Origin of the sequence: Mycoplasma imitans ATCC 51306, assembly GCF_000518305.1 — a bacterium.
Lineage (GTDB): Bacteria > Bacillota_I > Bacilli_A > Mycoplasmatales > Mycoplasmoidaceae > Mycoplasmoides > Mycoplasmoides imitans.
The window spans coordinates 125,952-144,512 of sequence record NZ_KI912416.1; the positions used below are offsets into that span (position 1 = coordinate 125,952).

Annotated in this window: 15 protein-coding genes; 14 read left to right on the forward strand and 1 reads right to left on the reverse strand. The window is 32.0% G+C overall.

From position 1 onward, the window contains the following. Positions 1-10 precede the first annotated feature (10 nt). The 14 genes from hpt to P690_RS0103120 all read left to right on the forward strand — a co-directional run bounded on the left by hpt (position 11) and on the right by P690_RS0103120 (position 17,737). A complete protein-coding gene (gene hpt, locus P690_RS0103055) occupies positions 11-556 on the forward strand; it encodes a hypoxanthine phosphoribosyltransferase (protein ID WP_027122295.1) in 546 nt (181 codons plus the stop codon). Positions 557-582: 26 nt separating this feature from the next. Next, on the forward strand, positions 583-2,886 hold the full coding sequence (gene ftsH / locus P690_RS0103060; protein WP_027122296.1) for an ATP-dependent zinc metalloprotease FtsH: 2,304 nt from the start codon (positions 583-585) through the stop codon (positions 2,884-2,886). A gap of 57 nt (positions 2,887-2,943) precedes the next feature. Then, the gene (locus P690_RS0103065) at positions 2,944-3,567 is read left to right on the forward strand and encodes a DAK2 domain-containing protein (RefSeq protein WP_027122297.1); all 624 of its coding nucleotides are present in this window, start codon (positions 2,944-2,946) and stop codon (positions 3,565-3,567) included. Then, complete coding sequence (locus tag P690_RS0103070; RefSeq protein ID WP_027122298.1) at positions 3,557-4,447, forward strand: hypothetical protein; 891 nt, start codon at positions 3,557-3,559, stop codon at positions 4,445-4,447. The genes P690_RS0103065 and P690_RS0103070 overlap by 11 nt, the downstream gene beginning before the upstream one ends. Before the next feature lie 64 nt (positions 4,448-4,511). Continuing rightward, positions 4,512-4,778, forward strand: coding sequence for an HPr family phosphocarrier protein (locus P690_RS0103075; RefSeq protein ID WP_027122299.1), 267 nt, complete (start codon positions 4,512-4,514; stop codon positions 4,776-4,778). A 62-nt stretch (positions 4,779-4,840) separates the two neighbouring features. Next, the gene (locus P690_RS0103080; protein WP_027122300.1) at positions 4,841-6,829 is read left to right on the forward strand and encodes a transketolase-like TK C-terminal-containing protein; all 1,989 of its coding nucleotides are present in this window, start codon (positions 4,841-4,843) and stop codon (positions 6,827-6,829) included. Then, a complete protein-coding gene (secA, locus tag P690_RS04115) occupies positions 6,819-9,413 on the forward strand; it encodes a preprotein translocase subunit SecA (RefSeq protein WP_245576696.1) in 2,595 nt (864 codons plus the stop codon). Before P690_RS0103080 ends, secA begins: the two co-directional genes overlap by 11 nt. 291 nt (positions 9,414-9,704) lie before the next feature. Next, on the forward strand, positions 9,705-11,924 hold the full coding sequence (locus tag P690_RS0103090) for a P68 family surface lipoprotein (RefSeq protein ID WP_027122301.1): 2,220 nt from the start codon (positions 9,705-9,707) through the stop codon (positions 11,922-11,924). 64 nt (positions 11,925-11,988) lie between these two features. Then, positions 11,989-12,825, forward strand: coding sequence for a thermonuclease family protein (locus tag P690_RS0103095; protein ID WP_027122302.1), 837 nt, complete (start codon positions 11,989-11,991; stop codon positions 12,823-12,825). Positions 12,826-12,901: 76 nt separating this feature from the next. Beyond that, positions 12,902-14,632 carry an ABC transporter ATP-binding protein gene (locus P690_RS0103100; RefSeq protein ID WP_027122303.1) on the forward strand — a complete coding sequence of 577 codons (1,731 nt, stop codon included), beginning with the start codon at positions 12,902-12,904 and terminating at the stop codon, positions 14,630-14,632. Between the two features lie 2 nt (positions 14,633-14,634). Continuing rightward, a complete protein-coding gene (locus P690_RS0103105) occupies positions 14,635-15,624 on the forward strand; it encodes a carbohydrate ABC transporter permease (RefSeq protein WP_027122304.1) in 990 nt (329 codons plus the stop codon). After that, positions 15,599-16,576 (forward strand): carbohydrate ABC transporter permease, encoded by a 978-nt coding sequence (locus P690_RS0103110; protein WP_027122305.1) that lies wholly within the window; start codon positions 15,599-15,601, stop codon positions 16,574-16,576. The genes P690_RS0103105 and P690_RS0103110 overlap by 26 nt, the downstream gene beginning before the upstream one ends. A 9-nt stretch (positions 16,577-16,585) precedes the next feature. Continuing rightward, positions 16,586-16,747, forward strand: a complete 162-nt coding sequence (locus tag P690_RS04395; protein ID WP_156920506.1) for a hypothetical protein — start codon at positions 16,586-16,588, stop codon at positions 16,745-16,747. 21 nt (positions 16,748-16,768) lie between these two features. Continuing rightward, positions 16,769-17,737: a DHH family phosphoesterase gene (locus P690_RS0103120; RefSeq protein WP_027122306.1), complete on the forward strand. Its 969-nt coding sequence runs from the start codon at positions 16,769-16,771 to the stop codon at positions 17,735-17,737. 390 nt (positions 17,738-18,127) lie between these two features. Here P690_RS0103120 and P690_RS04570 read toward each other — a convergent pair whose 3' ends face one another. Beyond that, positions 18,128-18,286, reverse strand: a complete 159-nt coding sequence (locus tag P690_RS04570) for a hypothetical protein (protein ID WP_245576698.1) — start codon at positions 18,284-18,286, stop codon at positions 18,128-18,130. Between the last annotated feature and the right edge of the window lie 275 nt (positions 18,287-18,561).

Genomic DNA, 18,561 nt, shown 5'->3' on the forward strand with positions numbered 1-18,561 from the left:
TAATAGGATTATGGCAAAGTTAAACTACACGATTGAAAAAATTTTAATTACGAACGAACAAATTAATGAAGCTGCAGTAAAAGCTGCAAATTGAATTAATAAAACTTACAAAGATGATGAAATCGTTTTAGTGGGAATCTTAAAAGGGTGCATACCTTTTATTGGTAAGATTATAGATAAAATTGAATGCGAAGTGATTATGGATTTTATGACTTTAAGTTCATTCAAGGGTGAAACCAAATCACAAGGCACTCCAAAAATCGTTATGGACTTAGCTTATGACGTTAAGGATAAAAACGTTTTATTAGTTGAAGATATTATTGATAGCGGTCATACAATCAAAATTGTTTTAGATTTATTAAAACAAAGAGGTGCTAAATCAGTTAAACTATTAACTTTTTTAGATAAACCTTCCGGTCGCAAGGTTGATATCAAAGCAGATTATGTGTGCTTTGAGGTTCCACACGGCTTTTTAGTTGGCTTTGGACTTGATTACAAAGACAAATTAAGAAATCTTCCTTACGTAGCGCACATGGCGTTAAATGATAAAAAATAAAGATTTATAAACTATAATAATTCAATATGTCGAACACATCAAATTTTAATGAGCGGGTAACAGAAAACGCTAAACCGCCCAAAAATGTTAAATCGATAATTTGGAAAACAATAGGAATTATCATTGTGATGGCGATCATCATTGGTCTAATTCTTTTTTATGTTTTGCCAAGAAATACGATAGCAAACATTTCAAACATTAGATATGATAATGGTAATTTAATTGCTTCTGCAACAATTAATGGTCAAAGTGGACAATTTATCCTTGATCTAAGCAGATCTAGTTATCAAACCACTTACACATCAGGCTTGTCATTATCTATTAATGTTTTCTTAAGAAACCTTAATAATGCTAACGGTCAATCTTTCTTTGTTTCATTAATCAGACCATCTAATGCTTCTGTTAATGACACAGTATTTAATATTGCTAACCTAACAATTAACCAAACAAGAGGTATTGCATCATTAGTTAATGAAGGTGGTGGATACAGTGCAGTATTAACAACTAATTTAACAGCTATTCCGTTAGCTAATGAAAAGTTCTTACCAAACGATTTCAATGTTCTTACTGCAAGTATGGATTCATACCGTCAAGCAGGCGCGGTTGCTGGAATTAATAGATTACTAGCAGTTGGTAATGTTCAATTACCAGATCAAAGCGCTGCAGTATTAACGCAGTTCTTAGCAAGCATTATTCCGTTTGTAATTCTAATTGCAATATACATCTTTATTGCTAGAAGATTTAGCAGAACTATGGGTGCTGGTGGTGCAATTGGTGAAGATGGTGAAAATGTATTTACAATTGGTAAATCACAAGCTAAATTAGCTAAATCAACTTTTAAATTCACTGACGTTGCTGGTATTGAAGAAGAAAAAAGTGAATTGATTGAATTAGTTGACTATTTAAAACGTCCAGGAAAATACGTTCAAATGGGTGCTAGAACACCTAGAGGAGTGGTTTTATATGGACCTCCAGGTACTGGTAAGACATTATTAGCTAAAGCAGTAGCTGGTGAAGCTGGTGTTCCTTTCTTCCAAGTTACTGGTTCAGCATTCGAAGATATGTTAGTTGGGGTTGGTGCTAAAAGAGTTAGAAACTTATTTGCTAAGGCAAAAAAAGCAGCTCCATGTATTATCTTCATCGATGAAATTGACTCAGTGGGTTCTAAACGTGGTAAGTACGAAATTTCTGCAGGTTCAGCTACAGACCAAACACTTAACCAATTGTTAGCTGAAATGGATGGTTTTAGTACAAGAACTGGAATCATCGTAATGGCTGCTACTAACCGTTTAGACGTATTAGATGATGCATTATTACGTCCAGGACGATTTGACCGTCATATTCAAGTTAATCTTCCAGATATTAAAGAACGTGAAGCGATCTTAAAGATCCACTCAAGAAATAAAAACATCTCATCTAAAGTTAACTTGTTAGATATTGCTAGAAGAACACCAGGGTTCAGTGGCGCTCAACTTGAAAACGTATTAAACGAAGCAACTTTATTAGCAGTTAGAGCTGATCGTACAAGTATTTCATTAACTGATATTGATGAAGCGATCGACCGTGTAATTGCGGGTCCTGCTAAAAAATCAAGAGTGATTAGTGATTTCGAGAAGAATCAGGTGGCTCACCATGAAGCAGGTCACGCTTTAGTAGGTTTACACCTAAAAGGTGCTGACGAAGTTCAAAAGATTACGATCATTCCTCGTGGTCAGGCAGGTGGTTATACATTATCAACTCCTAAAGATGCTGAACTTAACTTAAAGAAAAAAACCGATTTATTAAATATGATTGCAGGTGCTTTAGGAGGAAGAGCTTCTGAAGAATTATTTTTTGGTAAGGATGCAATTTCTACAGGTGCATCTAATGACTTCTATAAAGCAACTAATATTGCTAAAGCGATGGTTACCCAATTAGGTATGTCAGATTTAGGTATTACTCAATTCTTGCCTTCAGAAGGTGGAATTAATCCTAATGCAAGATATTACTCAGAAGGTACTGCACAAAAAATTGATGCTGAAATTGCTAAGATTTTAGAACACCAATACAAAGTTGCTTATGAAATTATTGAAAAAAATCAAAAAGAATTAAAACTTATCGTTGAAGCATTATTAATTCAAGAAACAATTGTTAAAAACGATATTGATTACATTCACGAGCACTTAAAATTGCCTGAGCCAATTCTTAAATTAAAAGAAGAACAACTTAAAGAAAAGGCTGCAGCTAAAAAAGAAGAAGAAGCTGAAAAAGCTAATTTGGATGATAAAAAAGATGAATCATCTGAATCTAAGCAAGAACAAACTAAAGATTCTAAATCAGAATTAAATTAATTCTTATAATTAAACAGATTAGCTTAACTAATCTGTTTTTTGTATTAAAGCAAAAAGATGGAAAACCGCTCTGCTTTTATTAACTTACTAATTAGAATAATTGATAATTTCACTTATTCAGAACAATTTCTTAATTTGATTGATAAAAAGGGATCAAATGGAAATTTTGGTTATTCGCTAACACCATTTATTAATAAAATTTCACGATTTGCTAATCGTGAAGATAGCCAGCCAAATCTTTATAATTCTTTAATTATCATTGCTTTATATATTAAAGAGACTGTTAAAACCACTCTTGGTGATATCTTATATGATCTAACCTATCAAGCAGCTCATTATCTAAAACAACACGAAGCAACCCGTAATTATGTAATTGAGTGTTTTTATCGAGCTTTATTAGATTGTAAGAACAAATATAATCTAAGAATCGGTGCTAAAAGCTTTTATGATATCTTATATCCTGTATTAAAATACCTTTATTTAAATAACGATCTTGCAACACAAGATTTATTAATTCAAAGTAAAAAGATATTGGATGAAAATTTCAATAAATGTTTATTATTAAAATCAAAAGTAGGTCGGGCTTCTTATCATGGAAAAAGATCGATCGGCATGTACGATCCAGGAACTGTGTTTATTTATATTATTCTTGAAGGTGTAATTAAAATTTATGGTGAGTAAAATTCTTAATCCAAAGATAAGAAGAATTGTTGTTATTGCTTCTTGAGTTCTATTAATTATTCCATTGATATCTACTTATTGATTTACTCAAGTTCCAAAGGTTTTGTTTGGGTTATATTTTGCTTGTTTCCCAATCAGTTTAATCATTTCTATTGGACATTATTACTTACATTTAAAGTTAAGAAAAAAACTTAATAATGAGTATGAATCAAAAGGTATTTTTGAAGGCTTAAAAAATGCTAAAAAAATTAATATCGAACGAATCAAGGATAACTTTGTTAACAAAGATATTATTAAAGAAATCATTAAATCATCAGATGGTGAGATTCAAAATCTAGATAAGAAATTTAGCCAGCAAAATTTTTATCAAGAATATTTAGTTAAAGAAAAAGAGAACGATTTAAGAATTACATGTTTAGAATTTTGTAAATCCAAATATTCATTAAACTATCCATATAAATATGATTGTTATTATTGGGTAGAAGTCAATAATGTTTTAGATGAACCGTTTGCTTTATTAAACAATAAAGAAGATCAAAACCCAGGTTTTACTAAATATCTAATAAATGGGTTAAAATCTTACCAAAAAGAAAAATACGTTTTATATACAAAATCTGATGGTTTTGATCTATCTAAGGTAATTGATGATGAAATTTTAGATAATCTATTATTCAAAAAACCAGATACAAATATTAACGTTATAAACAAGAACAATAAAACGTTTTTATTAATGAGAATGAGTTTTAATATATTTAATCTTTATTATGGCTCAGACTACTTTGATGAAGCAACATATCACCAGTTAGTGATTCAAAGAGTAGAAAACATTAAGCTGTTAATTGATCTATTTTATTCGCTTCGCAAATGCATAAATGATTAATAATTAATTAATAATGGCTTATAATTATTAGTAGTTAAATATTTAAAAATATCAAAAATACACAATGAAAAGCTTCAAAGCAACTATTGTAGATCCATTTGGATTACACGTAAGAACAGCGACTGTTCTATCTTCAAAAATGGGTGGTTTTAAATCAAAAGTTACCCTTAAAATCGTTGGTGGTGCTACCGCTGATGTTAAATCAATTATTAATTTAATGTCTTTAGCTGTTAAGCAAAACACACCTGTTGAATTCATCATTGAAGGTGAAGATGAAGACAAGGCATGTGAAGAGCTTAAAAAAGCTTTAGTAGACAACAAATTAATATAATTTACTTTTAATATTTTATTTTATATATAAGGATTGATTTAAAAGGATCAATCTATTTTAATATGAACATACAACAACAAACAATAAATACAATTCGCGTTCTGGGAATTGAAATGATTAACAATGCTAAATCTGGACACCCTGGTATTGTTATGTCAGCAGCGCCAATGATGTATGCTTTGTTCCGCGATCACTTAAATTATGATGTTAATGATCCAAATTATCTTAACCGCGATCGTTTCACCTTAAGTGCAGGTCATGGTAGTGCTTTATTATATGCAACAATGTATGTTGCTGGTTATAAGACGCTAAGCGCTAAGGATTTAAAAAACTTTAGAAAATTTTCATCTAAAACTCCAGGTCACCCAGAATCAACAATGTTAGACGGCGTTGATTTTGGTACAGGCCCATTAGGACAAGGTGCAGCAACATCAGTTGGTTTTGCAATGGCTGAAGCTAATTTAAATGCTCGCTTTAATAAGATTATTGATCACTACACATATTGTTTAATTGGTGATGGTGATATCCAAGAAGGGGTATGTCAAGAAGCATTAGCAGTAGCTGGTAGATACCAACTTAAAAAATTAATCTGAATATATGATTCTAATGACGTACAACTAGATGGTCGTGTAGCTAACTCTACTAACTTTGATGTAGGAATGTTAGTTAAGTCTTATAAGTGAAACTACATTTTAGTTAAAGATGGTAACGATTATCAAGCAATCTCAGATGCGATTGCTCAAGCTAAGAAATCAGACAAACCCACCTTCATTGAAGTTAAAACTAAATTAGGTTTTGCAAGTTCAGTTGAAGATACAAACAAAGCGCACGGTTCTCCTTTTAATGATGATGAGATCAAAAAGATTCGCGCAAAACTTGATTACAAAGCTAAACCTTTTACAGTAAGTTCTGATGTTAAAAAACACTTTGAACCAGCAATCGCTCGCGGTCAAAAAGATTCAGAAGAATTCATTAATCGTTTAGCTAAAGCCAAATCGGATTTAAGAGAGAAATTTATTGCCCAAGTTGAAGAAGAAAAGATTAATTTCCCTAAAAACTTGATCAATCAATTTAATGTTGATCAAAACGATTCAACACGTAATTTATTTGGCAAGGTATTCAAAGAGTTAACCAAAGTTAATGACAACATTTTAGTAATTAATTGTGATCTATCAGGTTCAACTAAAGTAATTACTCACGATAATGCTCGTTTTGATATCGGTCATTATGACAAACAATTAGTCGATGTTGGAGTAAGAGAATTCTTAGCGGGATGTATTGTTAACGGAATTATGGCTCATAAGGGTTTAAAAGCAGTATGTTCAACCTTTATGGCGTTTAGTGATTACAATAAAGCTGCACTAAGATTAGGTGCTATTAATGGCGTAAGTTCGCTTTATGTTTACTCTCACGATTCATTTAATGTTGGTGAAGACGGTCCAACTCACCAACCAATTGAACAATTATCAGCACTAAGATTAATTCCAGACGTGTTGGTTTATCGTCCAGCCAACTTCTACGAACTATATGTAGCGCTTAAAACCGCATTTGACAAGAAGAATCACAAACCAGTGGTAATTTCAACTTCAAGAAGTGAATTTAGCTTAACTAAGGTTGATCCTAAATCATTTGACGATGGTTATTATTACCTAAATAAAACTAAGAGTCCAAAATTGAGATTAATTGCAACTGGTTCAGATGCTGGTACAGCATTAAAGTTGGCAAAAATCTTTAAACAAGAAGCGATTGATATCGATGTAATCTCTGTGCCTTCATTCAAAAAACTTAAAGAAAAGTTATCTGATCTAGATGCACTTAAAGAGTTTAAGAAATACAAAAACATCGTGATTGAGTCAGGTGTAAGTAATATCTGATTTGAGTTTGTTAGTTTAGTAATCGGTGTTAATGATTTTGGTTTATCAGGTAATCCAAACGAAGTAGCGACCTACTTCAGTATGGATTTAGAGTCATTAGTGAAATCATTAGCGTCAATCCTAAATAAGAATTATCCACAACAAAAGATCGAAGAACTAATCAAAAATGCTAATTAACTGATTTAAATTAATCTCACCCAAAAACCGAATTTTAAAAAGAGCAACAATTGCTGCTAAGCAAGTAGATGCACTAAAAGACGAAATTCGCGCACTAAGTGATGAACAATTATTTAATAAAACTGAATATTTTATTAATGAATTAAAGAATAACAACAGAACAACTGATGATATTTTAGTTGAAGCTTTTGCGGTTATTCGTGAAGTAGTTTACCGTGAAACTGGTAACTTTGCTTACTTAGTGCAACTTATAGGGGCTTATGTCGTTCACCAAGGTGACTTTAGTGAAATGATGACTGGAGAAGGTAAAACCTTAACTCTGGTGTTAGCAGCATATTTAAATATGCTTGAGAAAAAAGGTGTACATATTGTTACAGTTAATGAATACTTAGCCGAGCGTGATGCTGAGCAAGCAAAAAGAATTTTTGCTCGCTTGAATTTAACTGTTGGTTGTAATAAGGCTAACTTAGCACCACACCTAAAAAAAGAAGCTTTTGATTGCGATCTTACTTACACAACTAACTCTGAGTTAGGTTTTGATTATCTAAGAGATAATATGGTGCGCAACTACCGCGATAAAAAGATTCGTGGGTTGCACTTTGCCATCGTTGACGAAGGTGATTCAATTTTAATTGACGAAGCAAGAACACCATTAATTATTTCAGGTCAACCTAAAAAAGATTTTAGGATGTATTTTGATGCAGATAAATTTGTGGAAAGTCTTAATGAAGATGATTACAAAATTGACCCCGAATCTCGCAGTCCTTCATTAACTGAAAAAGGGATTAATAAAGCAGAAAAACATTTCAAGATTAAAAACCTTTTTGACTTAGAAAACTCTGATCTGTTTCACAAGATTGGTAATGCATTGACTGCAAGAAAGATCTTTCAAAACGGAAAAGAATATATCGTAAGAGACGATAAGATCTTAATTGTTGACCACTTTACAGGAAGAATTTTAGACGGGCGTAGCTATAATGGTGGTTTACACCAAGCAGTTCAAGCTAAAGAACGTGTTCCAATTGAAGCTGAAAACGTGGTGGTAGCTACTGTTACTTATCAATCATTCTTCAGATTGTACAAGAAGTTAGCAGCAGTATCAGGTACTGCTTTAACCGAAGCAGAAGAGTTCTTAAAGATCTATAATATGGTTGTGGTACCTGTACCTACAAACCGTCCTGTAATTCGTAAAGACCACCCTGACTTTATGTTTGGTAACTTGAAAACCAAATGAGAAGCAGTGGTTAATGAAATTGAAAAGATTCATAAAACTGGTCAACCAATCTTGGTTGGGACCGGTAGTGTGGAAGATTCTGAAATTGTGCACCAAATGTTGTTGGAAAAAAACATCATCCACGAAGTGTTGAATGCTAAAAACCACGCTCGTGAAGCTCATATTATTGCTAAGGCAGGTGAGGTTGGATCAGTTACAATTTCAACCAATATGGCAGGTCGTGGTACTGACATTAAACTTGGTAAAGGTGCTAAAGAATTAGGTGGTCTTTACGTAATTGGTACTGAGCGTCATGAATCTCGTCGAATTGATAACCAATTACGTGGACGTAGTGGACGTCAAGGTGATATTGGTGAAAGTCGTTTCTTCATTAGTTTTGGCGACCCTTTGTTCAAACGTTTTGCTCAAGACAGAATCATTAAGGCTCAAGAAAAACTTGCATCAGATTACTTTGACTCTAAATTCTTCTCTAGATTTTTAAGCATGACGCAAAAGAAAGTTGAATCAGTTAACTTTGATATGCGTAAAAATTTAATTGATTACGACCACGTATTGGCTAATCAACGTGAATTAATCTATAAGCAACGCGATAAGATCTTGATCGCATCTGAACTAATTGAAGTAATTGATCGTATGGCACAAAACTTTGTGGAAGGTTTTGTAGATACTTTCAAAGATCAAGCTAACCAAACGATGGTTAACCCAGTTGAACTATCAATTGCAGTACAAAAGCAATTACTTCAAGATGAAGAGATCTCAGCTTCACAATTCTACAACCAGACTCTACCAGCAGCTAAACAGACAGTTTTAAAATTAGTTAAAGAAGCAATTGCTAAAAAGATTGAAGTAATGACTCCAGCAATCGCTAACAACGTGTTTAGAGATATCATTATTCAACAAATGGATGATGCATGGATTCATCACTTAGATCAGATGCTAAAACTGCGTGAAGGGGTTTCATTACGTTCATTAGAACAAACATCGCCATTAAACATCTATGTTGAAGAAGCTAAAAAATTATTCGACCTAATGTTAAATAAAGTTGCTAAGAACGTAATTCTAGCTGTATGTGCGATTATCAACCCAACTAAAAACGTTGATATCAACGTTGAACAAGAACACCGACGCCTAGAAGCGCTTAAACGTTTAGAAGAGATCAAAAAACTTGAAGCACTACAAAACGGCGGTCAACAAGAAGCTAAAGTAGTTTTAGAATTCCCAGATCAAACGGGAAAGATGATCGAACGCGAAGTTCCTGTTGATAGTTTAATTAAATTAGTTGATGGTCAAATCACATCAACACCAAAACCAACTCAACCAGAACAACCAGGCAATTCACTGCCTAAATAAATAAATAATTATTTTTTTCAACTAAAAAGCATAAAACAAAAATTTTTTCAAAGCTTTTTAGTTGATTTTTATTTTCATTTTTTATAAATTTTTTGTCAATTTTTAAACATTATGCTTCGTTTTGCTTTTATACATATATAACATACAAGTAAGATTTTTTTACATTAAATGATAAAAATAATGTTCGTAAAAATAATTTGGGTTAAATGTTTAAAACATTTATATTGATATTATTTCAATTTATCAATATAATCAAGCCATAAGAATGGAAATAAGATAATTTAAGAATATATGAAACGTAAAACTTTTAAAAAAGTTCTAGGTGTATTAGGTTTATTTGCTAGTGCATCAATAGTTGTTGCAAGTTGTACAAAAACAAGCACAAGATTTGACCAAACTGATGATAAAAAATTAGTATTAGCAAGCAGTTTTTCAGCTTCATCACCTATTGCTGTAGCTTTAAATGATGTAATTAGTCAATACAACAAAGAAAAACCGTCAACTGATTACCCTGTTGAAGTGTTTTCAATTGCTGGTGGTTATGATGGTGGTAACGAAACAGTTAATACAAAGCTTGCCTCTAAAGATAAAACTCAATTCTTTAATATGATCTTCAATTATTCAACAGTGTCTGCACAATTAGTAAGATATGATCAAGCTTTAAAATTAAACAAAGGTCCTGAAGCTGTTGATACATCAATGTTTTCACCTCGGTTCTTGCAAGAAAACTATGAGATTCCAGGGAATTATGATCAATCAGTTTATGGTGTTCCAATTACTAGATCAACCGAAGTGCTAGTAACTAACGTCCCAGTAGCTTATCAATTATTAAGTCAAGCAAGAGTTAACAACGATTTAACAATTGCTAGTGATCAAGCAACACAAAAACTATGAGCTGAATGAAAGATGAAAGCTCAAAAGAACTTAGGTAGTCCTAAATCTACACGAAAGGTAGCAACAGATGAAATGATGGTGAATGAAGGTAAACCTACGACTGATCAAAATACAGACACAGCAACTGTTTCTTCAAATTATATCAAAACGCTATGAGGTGATTACCAATCAGTTGATGGCGGTCTTAAAGGATATACTTTTGATGCATCAGCATTAAACACAACCACTGGATTAGTTGATTTAGCTACTAGAATTGCTAAATCTTACCCAAATAAACTTAAACCAGTAAACGATCGTAAACCAACTGATCCTCAAGGTGTTATTGGATTAGACTCACCAAGTAACTTCTTATTCAATGCAAGCTTTTCTCAAGTAAATGGTGACCGTAATCAATATATTATTAGAAAAGCTGCTGATGGCAAATCTTATGATTTCAACGCATTATTATCTAATAAAGACAATCGTGCTGAACCGATAAAGAACGTATTTAATGATATCCAACCATTAATGAATGCTAACGGTTTATTCTTAAACAACGGTGGTAACTATTCTTCAAACTGAGGTAAATTCCATCAACTAGCCTTCTTCATCAGCTCAACTTCAGGTTATTACCAAAGCTTTGCTTCAAACAGTCAACAACATAACCTAGTGTTTACTGGTGTTGATGCTTCAGTAGGAACTTATCCATTCCCTAACTTTACAAGTAATTTAAATGCACCAACTAAAGCTGAATATGATGCTGGTGCTATCGGTACATTTAATTCTAGCCGTAAGCGTTATGTTATCTACAAAAAAGATATGCTAACCGATACATTGAAGCAAACAGATACTAATGTTGCTTTTCCTGATGAAACTACAAGACAAAAAGCTGAACAAGCTTTATCTGAAGTTTTAGAACCAATGAAAGATACTCTAGGTACTAAAAGAAACACATTAATCGGATATATTGGTACAAATTTTGATATATCAAAATTTGATAACGCTGTTAAAGATAAAATCTATGCCGTTGGTAATTTAACCAATCCTAGATTTCCAACCGCGTTTGTTCTTTCAAAAGATGCTAACAAAGTAGCAACCACTACAGAACAAACTTTACAAGCTGATGAAGCAGATATCAGAATTGCGCCAACTAAGTTCAAATCAACTGATGAAAAAAATATAATCTTAACTCAAGGGCCAAGCTTAATCGGTATCCATGCTAATGAAAACGAAGACTTACAAACAAAACGTTTCATTAACTGATTAATGAAAGGGAATATTACTATCCCTGCTTCACAGGGTGGAAATGGTGCGCAAGCAAGTACAGGTTATAACGGAACACCATTAAATTACATCGTATTAAAAGCTTCATATATCTTACCAACTAGAGATTTCTTAAATGATCCTAAGAATATGAGCGCAGGCAATCCTTACCAAAACATTGCAACCAACGCCTTTAAATCAATATTAGACGATCCTAAATACGCGGCTTACAATGATGTTCCAGACTTTAGAAGTGGTACATTTAGAAAGTCTATAGACAGCGCTCTAGTATCAGCAAACAGCTCTAAGTCTAATTTTGATACATTCTTAAGTAATCTAAATAAGATTGTTCCCACAATCGTAAAACAAAACTAAAACAAAATAACTAAACAAAATAATTAACTTAGTTATTTTGTTTTTTCATTTATCGCTACAAAGTATGAAACTTAATAAATTATTAATCACAACAGGAATCATGGGAATGATTATTCCCGTTATTAGTTCATGTACTTCAAACAATAATACAAGTAGTATTCCTGCTGATAGTAAACCGTATTGAGAAGATTTATATAATCAATATGGTGTAACTAAGTTTACTGATCAGCAGATTCAAAATCATTTGCAAAAGGCTAAACTGTTAAGATGATCTGACGGGGATACTCCTTTGATTCAATTTTATCAAGCAGATAATCCAGATCAATTAAGCAGTGAAACTAGTTCAATTCGGATCGAAGGAATAGATACTCCAGAAAAAACTAAAGTTGTTGATAACAACATGCGAGTGCCTTCAGATCAGACAGAATTAATGTATGCAGAACAAGCAACTAAATTTGCTCAAAAAACGATTCCAGAAGGAAGCAATGTTTACTTTTGATATGCTGGTTCAAAAAGTTATAATCGGTTAGTGGGAACAATTTATTATGATTTTAACCCAGTGAAAAAGACCGCAATTAATTATGGTTCGAAAGTTGTATTAAACGGTTTAGCAATCCCATTAATTAAATCAGTTAATGATTTACTTGATACTAATTCTGAAACTTATGTAGCCACTTGACCAATCGGGATTGCTGCAAACATCGCAATCCTTGATAAATTAAATATCTGATCACTTAATAACGATCTGAGCAAATCGCTTAAATCAATTTATCAAGTTCGAGGGGTTGATGGTAGTTGAGTAAGCTTCTTGTATCCAGGGACGAATAATTACAAGAAATATGCTAAGAGGGGGCAAGATCCAAACGATTACGCGCAAAGCATATGACCTTTCTATGAGTAAGTTAATTTCGTAGTTGTAAGCAATAATTAAAATATTAAAATCTTAATTTGGAACTGAATTATAGAACAATAACAAGATGGAACATTCTAAATCAACATTAGAAATACAGATTGATAATTATCAAAATAAGCATCAAGAATATTCAAAACAAAAAAAAGAAACACCAGCTATTGTAATTAACAACTTGGTTGTAGATTTTGGGGAAACATTAGCTTTGGATAATGTTTCGTTTGAAATTAAAAAAGGAAAACTAGTTACTTTCTTAGGACCTAGTGGTTGTGGTAAAACCACAACTCTTAACGCGATTGCTGGGTTGTTAACACCTACAAGTGGACAAATCTTATTCTCTGGGTATGATGTTACTGATAAAAGCCCAAAGGATCGCAAATTAGGTTTAGTTTTTCAAAACTATGCTTTGTACCCGCACTTAACGGTTTATGAAAATATTGCTTTCCCGCTTTATAACGACGAAGGGTGAAAGAAAAAAGCGGCATTTAAATCATTGATGTCATTAACCCGTGCCGAGTGTGTTGTGTTTAGAGCAAACGGTGCAACACAAGAAGAGATTAACGCTTGAAATAAATCAGGTGAAAATCGTTATTACGTTCCGATTCAGATGCGAATTGATTGTGATAATAAAGAGATCAATTTGCATAAAAACCTTCGTGAATTGAATTCACAAAAACGTTTACTTAGTGTTAAAAAACACATTGAAATTTCTAGTTTATCTAAAGATGTGGCAAATAAGTTATCTGAAGCTAAGAAATCTAATAACAAAGAAACTATTGGTAATCTAAAAAAACAATATCATAAAACTGTCGTTGAAATTAAACAAAAATACAAGAAATTAATTTCAGATAATAAGCAAGAAATTGCTAAAGAAAAACAAGTAATTAAAAACTCACCAGAATTACTGGAAATTAAAAAACTAAAATCACAAATGGGTCGAATTGACCGTGAATTATTGAATATTTACAAAAATTTAAGACAAAAATTAGTTGAAAAATATTCATTAAATTTATCTAAATTAACACCGCAAGAAAAAGCCGAATATGATCTTCAAATGAAGAATAATATTTCGATTAAAGAAGCAATCAATCAAGCAGTTTTAGAAGTTGCTAATCGTGTGGAAATTACCAAAAATTTAGCAAAGTTTCCAACCAAGCTTTCTGGTGGTCAACAACAACGTGTAGCAATCGCAAGAAGCATCGTTCGCCATCCAAAAATTTTATTAATGGACGAACCACTATCTAACTTAGATGCTAAGTTAAGATTGCAAACCAGACAATGGATCCGCTCAATTCAATCTGATCTAAACATTACCACGATTTTTGTTACTCATGACCAAGAAGAAGCTATGTCAATTTCAGATGAAATTGTATGTATGTCTAATGGTTTAATCCAACAAATTGGGACACCAACAGAATTGTTCAACAAACCTAAAAATGAATTTGTTGCCAAATTTTTAGGTGTACCTGAAATGAATATTTTAACCTGTGAACAAAAAAACAATAAGGTTTATTACAACAACAGTCTAATCGTTAAATCTGATCTAAAAGATTATCCTAAGATTCGTGTTGGTTTTAGAGATGATACCATCATCATAAAAGACGATGGTATCAATAAAGCTACAATCAAACAGATTGAAAATCTAGGGAAAATTACAATTGCTAAATGTTTGTTTTATGATCAATTAATTAATGTTAAGCTAAACCATTCAAACTATCAAATTAATGATGAGATTAAATTTGATATTGATCAAAATAAATTGCACTATTTTGATATTGAAACAACTAACAGGATCTAATTATGTTTTTTAATTGACTACTAAAAAAGCGCCAACAAAAAAAGAATACAGAATTAGGAATCTTAGATAAAAAGGTTTCATTTTTAGTGCCTTTAGCTTTATTATTCCCTAGCTTTATCGTAATTCTTTTATTTACGATCTTACCATTTTTCATGGTAATTGAAAAAGCGTTTACTCCATTAAATAGTGTTTTAGATCTAAATTCAGGGTCGTTTGGGTTTAAGAATTTTGAAACTCTGTTTACCAGCCAACCGTTTGTTATTGGACTGAGAAACTCGTTTTTATATTCGATTATTTCTTTACCAATAACGTTGATTATTTCAGTAATAATTTCATCAGCAATCGTTTTTGTTTATAACAAAGTTGCACGAGGATTTTGACAAACGATTTTTTTCTTACCTTACGTAACTTCATCAGTTGCAATCTCAATTGCTTTTATTTACATCCTAGATTCATCAACAGGGGTGTTAAACGCTATTATTGGTAAGAATATTCCTTGATTAAGCTCAGGTGAGATTGAAGGATATAAAGCTTTATTTGGGGTATTAATCTACGGAGTTTGAAGAAATTTAGCATTCAACGTACTAATCTTGTCAATGGCAATGCTATCAGTTGATAAAACCTTATATAAAGCCGCTTCAATCGACAGCGCTTCGCCGATTAAACAATTCTTCAGAATCACATTACCATCAATTAAGAAATCAATTAATTTCTTGTTAACTTTAGGAATCCTTGGTGGATTACAAGTATTCCCATTAGCAATCTTTTCAAATAATCCAGATGCAGCACTTGCTAACGGGGCATCAACAGTACTAATATTTATTTTTAAAAGTATTAGAGCAGCCGACTATGGCTTAGCAGGAGCTGCAACAATCGTATTATTTATCCTAGGTACTTTTTATGGATTGTTCTTACGAAACGCAGTTAATTTATTCGACGCAATTATATTAAAGGTGAAAATCAGAAATGTTCGCATTAAAGCTAAAATTTAAGAACTGGATTTCTCGAATCAAGATTAAGAAAAACTACGAACGTGTTAGTTTTGAAATCAAAGACACTACTTGAAGAAGCATCATCCTAGGATTCATCTTCAAGTCATTAATCTTGTTATTCTTTGGAATGATTATTATCTTTCCATTTTATTTCATGTTGGTAGTTGCACTTGCACCTGACCAACAGGTGTTAGACCAAAGAAAACCGATCTTGTGACCAGATTCATTTAACCCAGTTAATTTTGCTAGAGTTTTAGGTGAAAAAGACTATTGATATGCTTTGCTGGTAACAGCATTTATCACAGCCTTATCAGTAATTTTGAGATTGTTCTTTACAATGACGTTTGGTTATGCTTTTTCATTAAGAAACTGAAAGTTTAAGCGCGCATTTTGATTATTGTACTTATCAATCTTAATTTTGCCCGAATCAGCTTTGTTAATTGGTCAATTTAGAACAATCACCTTATTAGAATGAAATGATCGTGCTGATCCTAAGATCTTAATATCGTTAGTGACACCATATGTTGCTTCAATCTTTTCGGGTTATATGTTTAAAAATGCATTTGAAGCAATTCCAGGAAGAATAAAAGAATCAGCCCTAATCGATGGATGTAGTGGTGCTAAATATTTCTTTAAAATTGCTGTTCCTTTGGTTAAGCCAACAATCTGAACAGTAACGATCCTAACTTCATTTGCATCATGAAACTCATATCTATGACCATTGTTATTACTTGATAGCCAATCAAAAGTTTTCAACGTAATTAACCTGTGGGTAATACGTCAAGGAATTGATCCTAACAGCGATCCAGGGGGTCAACAAATCATTTTAACTAACTTAAGAATGGCAGCAACTATTGTTGCTATCGTGCCGATGTTCATTGTTTACTTTATATTTAGAAAACGCATTATGAACTCAGTTGGTAGACGTGGTAATAATACGATCAAAGGTTAGTAATTATTTATGAAAGATAAACTAGTTAATTTTTGAAGAACAGCTTCAACAAAGGTTAGAATCTTATTAACAACATTAGTTATTCTAGTTGGTTTGCTATTCGTTGGATTGTGCGTTTATGGCGTAATATACGTCGTGATTACAGCAATCCAAAATGGTACGTTTTGATAATTAAATAATAAGGAGCAGATCATGGTTAAAGGTAATATACAACAAGCAGTACAAATCATCGAAAAATACGATCATATCGTAATTTTTCATCACATTAGACCTGATGGGGATTGCTTAGGTTCGCAATTTGGTTTAAAAGAATTAATACAAACAAATTATCCTAATAAAGAAGTAAAAGTTGTGGGAGATAAAAAAGATAGTTTCCCATTTTTAGAAATGGAACATGATCATCTTGATCATGAATGATTCAAGCACAAAAAAGTATTAGGGGTAGTTGTGGATGCTAACTACAAAGAACGAATTGAATCACGCTCATTATTAGACGATAAGTTGTTTGACGCTGTGTTAAGAATTGATCATCATCCAAATGAAGATGATCTAGATGCTAAAGCATTTTTTGTTGATTCAAGTTATATTGCTGCAGCTGAACAGATTGCTGATATCGCATACCAAGCTAAGTGGAAAGTAACTCCTAAAGCTGCTAACTACCTATATCTAGGAATCTACACTGACTCTGGTCGATTTTTATTTAAGAATACCTCAGCACGAACGTATTCATTAGCTAGTATACTAGCTAATGCTAATGCTGATATGTTCTATATTAATCAAAACCTAACTAAAGTTAGTCTTAATGATTTAAAGTTTCAACAATACGTGTTTGCTAACTATCAAACTAAAGATGATGTAATCTACTTTGTTTGTTCTAAAGAAGTTCAAAAAGCTGTTAACCGTTCACCATTAGAGTGTGCTAGAGTTAATATGTTAGCTAATATTGAAAACTTTAGAGTTTGGTTATTCTTTATTGAAGAAGATGATAACAAATGAAGAGTTGAGTTTAGATCTAACGGACCTTCGGTTAGAACTGTTGCTGTAAAATGAGGTGGTGGTGGTCACGAAATGGCCTCGGGAGCGATCATTAATGGCAAGGAAAACATCATTAATGTAGTTAATGATTGTTCAGAGCAAACCAAAGCATTTTTAGCTCAGTAATAATTCAAAACAATAAGAAAAATTAGTTCTATTGAATTTAACAATGAACTAATTTTTATTATTTAATTTTGATCAAAATATACGATAAAACGAACGTATTTTAAGTAAATATTGCTTGATGTTTTTTGGCATTTTTAACTTACGCGGCGAAGTGTTATTAGATGATCTAAAGTTGCAAAAATATTTGATATTTTTTGTTCTTCTTCATTTGTAGGTATTATGTTTAAACTCCAGTAACCACACTCATCATTAGCTTTAGATTACCTACATAGGAAGCATAACTTTTTGCAACATTATTTAAAGCTTCGGCGATCATCTGATCAGCCTTAACTTTTTTAGAAAACAGAACCCCACAAACATTTTTATAATAAAATTTTTCGTTTCTATAATTTATTGTTCCAGCATTTGCGTCATTGTTTGTTCAGGTAATTGCGTTTTCATAAAGATACTCATGATCGTTCTAATAGCCCGTTGTTTAATGTTTTGATGAATAAACAGGATAACGATTTTTGTAGTTTTTTCTTCAGTAGTTTTATTTACTGCCAGCACATAACCTCTAGTAATTTCAAAAAATTTGACATTCTTTGCCGTTCGACTCGTTAGTGAATCCAGAAAAACGAATTACTGGTTTTTATTATTACTATCCTTTTTGTTTTTATAAAAAGCTAATCCAATAAAAGTTGATTGATAATAATTTGTCGTTAATCATAAAATCATTAAATTTGCTTTATTCGCTATATACTATCTACAACAATATATAAAAAGAACAAACGCATACTTTTTTAATAACAGTTGTTGGCAAATTTACAAAATTTTTAAATTAA